We start from the raw sequence: 5,059 nt of genomic DNA, 5'->3' as shown, positions 1-5,059 counted from the left end.
GGGTCGACGACCCCGCGGCCTCCGGTGTCTTCCGGCCCTGGTTCCGTGGCCGTGGATCAGGGGCGCAGGCGCAGGCCGCGCGGGGTGGCGTGGAAGCCCGCCTCCTCCAGCGCGCGGCCGAGGGCCGAGCCCAGGGCGGGCTCGCCGTTGGCCCGTTCGACCGTGACGCTGCCGAGCGCGCCCTCCCGGACGGCGGCCGCGAGCGCCCCGGCCGCCAGCGCCCGGGTGGCCTCGTCCTCCGGCCAGGCCAGCAGGGACTTGCCGCCGCGCTCGACGTACAGCGCCGGCTCGCCGTCCACCAGGACCACCAGGGCGCCCGCCTTGCGGCCCGGGCGGTGGGCGGTGGGCTCCTTGCCGTCGGGGGCCGCGGGCGGGTCGGGCCAGGGCAGGGCCGCGCCGTAGGCGTTGGCCGGATCGGCGGCGGCCAGCACCAGCGTCTGCGGCGGCTCGCCCGCCGGGGCGGCCGGCCACTCGGCCGCCCGGGCCCGCTCCAACCGGCCGTTCACCGAGCGCAGCCGGTCGGCCGCGCCCTCCATGGCGAACTGGGCGCCGCCCAGGCCCTCGACGAAGTAGCCCCGGCGGGCCCGGCCGCGCTCCTCCATCGCGGCGAGCACCCGGTAGACCCCGGCGAAGCCGCCGGGCATCCGTTCGGCCGCCACCGCGCCCCGGGTGAGCAGGCCGTGGCGGTCCAGCAGGTTCTGTGCCTGGGCGGTGGCCCGGACCGTCGGGTCGGCGGCGAGGGCGGGCAGCAGCGACCAGCGGCCGGCCACCGTCGGCGGGCCGCTGCGCAGGGCGCCGCCGACCCGGCCGAGGGCGCGGCCGGCCCCGCCGTAGCGGCCGCGCGGGGTGGACCGGGGCGCGCGGTGGGCGGTGGCGCCCGCCGTCCGGCCGGAGCCGAGCAGGGCGCGCAGCGGGGCGAGGGTGTCGTTGGTGACGAAACCGGCCCAGACCAGGTCCCAGAGCGCCTCGACGACCTCCGGCTCGGCGGTCTCCTCCGGGAGCTGCTGGACGAGTTGGCGGAAGAACAGGCCGTAGCCGCCGGCCAGCGCGGACAGCAGCGCGCTGTGCACCGGGGTGAGCGCGGGCGGGACGGGCTCGGGGCGCAGCAGGTGGGCGTTCTCGGTGAGGTGCAGGCTGAGCCAGCCGTCCTTGCCGGGCAGGGCGCCGGCCCCGCACCAGCCGATCTCGCCGGCCGCCATCAGCTCGTCCAGCAGGCCGGGGGAGTAGTCGGTGAGCCGGGCCGGGAGGATCAGCTTCTCCAGCGCGGAGGCGGGCAGAGCGGTGCCCTGGAGCTGCTCGACCACCCGCAACAGGCCGTCCGGGCCGCGCAGCCGGTGGCCGGCCAGGTGCTGCCACTGCGGCAGGAAGGCGGCCAGGGCGCGCGGCGGGACCGGCTCGACCTCGTGGCGCAGGGCGGCGAGCGAGCGGCGGCGCAGCCGGCGCAGCACCTCGGCGTCGCACCACTCGGGGGCGGTGTGCCACTCGGGGTCGGTCTGGCTCCCGGCGGGCCTGAAGTGGCCCTGGACCAGGCGGCCGGCGGCGGTCAGGCGGTGCAGGGTGCCGGTGACCACGGCGGTGCCGAGGCTGTAGCGGGCGGCGGCCTCGGCGGCGGTGAACGGGCCGTGGGTGCGGGCGTGGCGGGCGATCAGATCGCCCAGCGGGTCCTTGACCGGCTCGGTGAAGGCCTCCGGGACGCCGACCGGCAGCGGGGTGCCCAGTGCGTCGCGCAGCCGTCCGGCGTCCTCGATCGCGGCCCAGCGGCGCTCGCCGGCGATCCGGACCTGGATCACCCGGCGGGCGGCCTCCAGCTCCAGGGCCCAGAGCGGCTCGGCGCCGCGGACGGTCAACTCGGCCTCGGAGAGCGGGCCGAGCAGGCGCAGGGCGTCGGCGACGCCCTCGGCGTCCTTGATCCGGCGCTCGGGGACGAGGCGTTGGAGCTCGGCCTCCAGTTCGGCGAGCACCCGCGGGTCGAGCAGCTCGCTCAGCTCGGCCTGGCCGAGGAGTTCGGACAGCAGCCGGGAGTCGAGCGAGAGGGCGGCGGCGCGGCGCTCGGCGAGCGGGGAGTCGCCCTCGTAGAGGAACTGGGCGACGTAGCCGAACAGCAGCGAGCGGGCGAAGGGCGAGGGCTCGGGGGTGGTGACCTCGACCAGGCGGACGGCGCGGGACTCCAGATCGCCCATCAGCTCGACCAGGCCGGGGACGTCGAAGACGTCCTGCAGGCACTCCCGGACGGCCTCCAGGACGATCGGGAACGAGCCGTACTCGGAGGCGACTTCGAGCAGTTGGGCGGCGCGCTGGCGCTGCTGCCAGAGCGGGGTGCGGCGGCCGGGGCTGCGGCGGGGGAGCAGCAGGGCGCGGCCGGCGCACTCCCGGAAGCGGGAGGCGAACAGGGCGGAGCCACCGACCTGGTCGGTGACCAGCTGCTCGATCTCGCTTGGGTCGAACAGGGTGGCGTCGGCGCCGACCGGGGCCTCGTCCTGGCCGGACCGGGCCGAGGGGCTGCTGAAGTCGAAGTCGAGGCTCAGCAGGTCGGCGTCGGGCAGGCGCAGCACGATGCCGTCGTCGGCGTGCATGACCTGCGGGTCCAGGCCGTGCTGCTCGCGCAGCCGGGCGCCGAGGGCGAGCGCCCAGGGGGCGTGGACCTGGGCGCCGAAGGGGGAGTGGACGACGATCCGCCAGTCGCCGAGCTCGTCCCGGAAGCGTTCGACCACGATGGTGCGGTCGTCGGGGAGGTGGCCGCAGGCGGCGCGCTGCTCGGCCAGGTAGTCCAGCAGGTTGGCCGCCGCCCAGTCGTCCAGGCCGGCCCGCTTGAGGCGCTCGGTGGCGGCCTCGGGCGGCAGGGCGCCCAGTTCGCGGGTGAAGGCGCCGAGGGCGCGGCCGAGTTCGAGCGGGCGGCCGAGCGTGTCGCCCTTCCAGAACGGGAGCCGGCCGGGGACGCCGGGGGCGGGGGTGACCAGCACCTTGTCGTGGGTGATCTCCTCGATCCGCCAGGAGGTGGTGCCGAGGGTGAACACGTCGCCGACGCGGGACTCGTAGACCATCTCCTCGTCGAGCTCGCCCACCCGTCGCCCACCACCACCCTTCTTCTCGGGGTCCGAGCCCGCGATGAAGACGCCGAACAGGCCGCGGTCGGGGATGGTGCCGCCGGAGGTGACGGCCAGTCGCTGGGCGCCGGGGCGGCCGGTCACGGTGCCGGCCACCCGGTCCCACACCAGGCGGGGGCGCAGCTCGGCGAAGGCGTCCGAGGGGTAGCGGCCGGCCAGCATGTCGAGCACGGCGTCGAAGGCGGACTGCGGGAGGGTCGCGAAGGGCGCGGCGCGGCGGACCACGGCGAGCAGGTCGTCCACCGGCCAGGTGTCCAGGGCCGTCATCGCGACCAGCTGCTGGGCGAGCACGTCCAGCGGGTTGCGCGGGATGCGCAGCGCCTCGATCCGGCCGGCCCGCATCCGCTCGGTGACCACGGCGGACTGGACGAGGTCCCCCCGGTACTTGGGGAAGAAGACGCCGGTGGAGACGGCGCCGACCTGGTGGCCGGCCCGGCCGACCCGCTGTAGGCCGGAGGCGACCGAGGGCGGGGACTCGACCTGGACGACCAGTTCGACGGCGCCCATGTCGATGCCCAGCTCCAGGCTGGAGGTGGCGACCACGGCGGGCAGCCGGCCGGCCTTCAACTCCTCCTCGACGAGCGACCGTTGCTCCTTGGAGACGGAGCCGTGGTGGGCCCGGGCGATGACCGGGGGCGCGCCCTTGGCCGCGCCCGAGCCGCCCATCAGCTCGGCCGGGGCGTGCGCCTCGGGGACGGCGGTGCCGGTGGCGCGCTCGTAGGCGATCTCGTTCAGCCGGTTGCACAGCCGCTCGGCCAGCCGGCGGGAGTTGGCGAAGACGATGGTCGAGCGGTGCGCCTCGACCAGGTCGACGATCCGCTCCTCGACGTGCGGCCAGATCGACGCCTGCCGCTGCGGGTCGGTGCCGGCGGCGCCGCCGGTGGCCGGGGCGGCGGGCAGGTCGTCCAGGTCGGGGACGGGGACGACCACCGAGAGGTCGAACTCCTTGGCAGCGGCGGGCTGGACCACGGCGGCGCCGCGCCGCGGGCTCAGGAAGCGGGCCACCTCCTCGACCGGGCGGACCGTCGCGGACAGGCCGATCCGGCGGGCCGGGCGGTCCAGCAGTTCGTCCAGCCGTTCCAGGCTGAGCGCGAGGTGCGCGCCGCGCTTGGTGCCGGCGACCGCGTGCACCTCGTCCAGGATCACCGTGTCCACACCGCGCAGGGCCTCCCGGGAGGCGGAGGTGAGCAGCAGGAACAGCGACTCGGGGGTGGTGATCAGGATGTCCGGCGGATGGGTCGCGAAGCGGCGGCGGTCGGCGGCCGGGGTGTCGCCGGAGCGGATGGCGACCTGGACCTCGGGCTCGGGCAGGCCGAGTCGGACGGCGGCCTGGCGCAGGCCGGCCAGGGGGGCGCGCAGGTTCCGTTCGACGTCCACCGCGAGGGCCTTGAGCGGTGAGACGTACAGGACCCGGCAGCGGTGCCTCGGCTCGGCGGGGGGAGGGGTGCTGCTGAGCCGGTCGAGGGCGGAGAGGAAGGCGGCCAGCGTCTTGCCGGAGCCGGTGGGGGCGACCACCAGGACGTCCGTCCCCCGCTGGATGGCCTGCCAGGCCTCGGCCTGCGCGGCCGTGGGGGCGGAGAAGGCACCGGTGAACCAGGCCCGGGTGGCCGGGGCGAAGCCGGCCAGGGGGTCGTCGGCGGACGGGGTCGGGTGCTGGGGCGCCATGCCCCCATGGTGCCGGGTGGGACCGACAAGCGGGGGCGGGCGGGAGGTTCGGAGGAGGGGTGCAAGCCGGGGAGCAGAAACCACAATCCGCTCATATGGTGAGGAATCGGATGGGTGATCCACCCGTGACCCACCGGACCGACGAGCGGAGACCGTGCGATGGCGCAGGCGCACCCGTCGGGGGGGGCCCCCCCCCCCCCGCGGGGGCGCGGGCCCCCCCCCGCCCCGCGGGGGGTGGCGGGGGGGTTTAAAAAAAAGAAACAGCCCCCCCAACAGAGAGTGTTTATAAA

General features: G+C 76.5%; 1 protein-coding gene. It reads right to left on the bottom strand.

All coding sequences use genetic code 11. The features are described 5' to 3' along the window. Positions 1-56: 56 nt before the first annotated feature. Positions 57-4,769: an ATP-dependent helicase gene (locus ACFRQN_RS12470; protein WP_380740151.1), complete on the bottom strand. Its 4,713-nt coding sequence runs from the start codon at positions 4,767-4,769 to the stop codon at positions 57-59. Positions 4,770-5,059 lie beyond the last annotated feature (290 nt).

Origin of the sequence: Kitasatospora sp. NPDC056800 (assembly GCF_042789775.1) — a bacterium.
GTDB lineage: Bacteria > Actinomycetota > Actinomycetes > Streptomycetales > Streptomycetaceae > Kitasatospora.
This window is presented reverse-complemented; position numbering and strand designations above follow the sequence as displayed.

Bases quoted from the DNA above. Each gene is read 5' to 3' on its own strand.
- ACFRQN_RS12470 (WP_380740151.1), bottom strand. From the start codon at position 4,769: ATGGCGCCCCAGCACCCGACCCCGTCCGCCGACGACCCCCTGGCCGGC.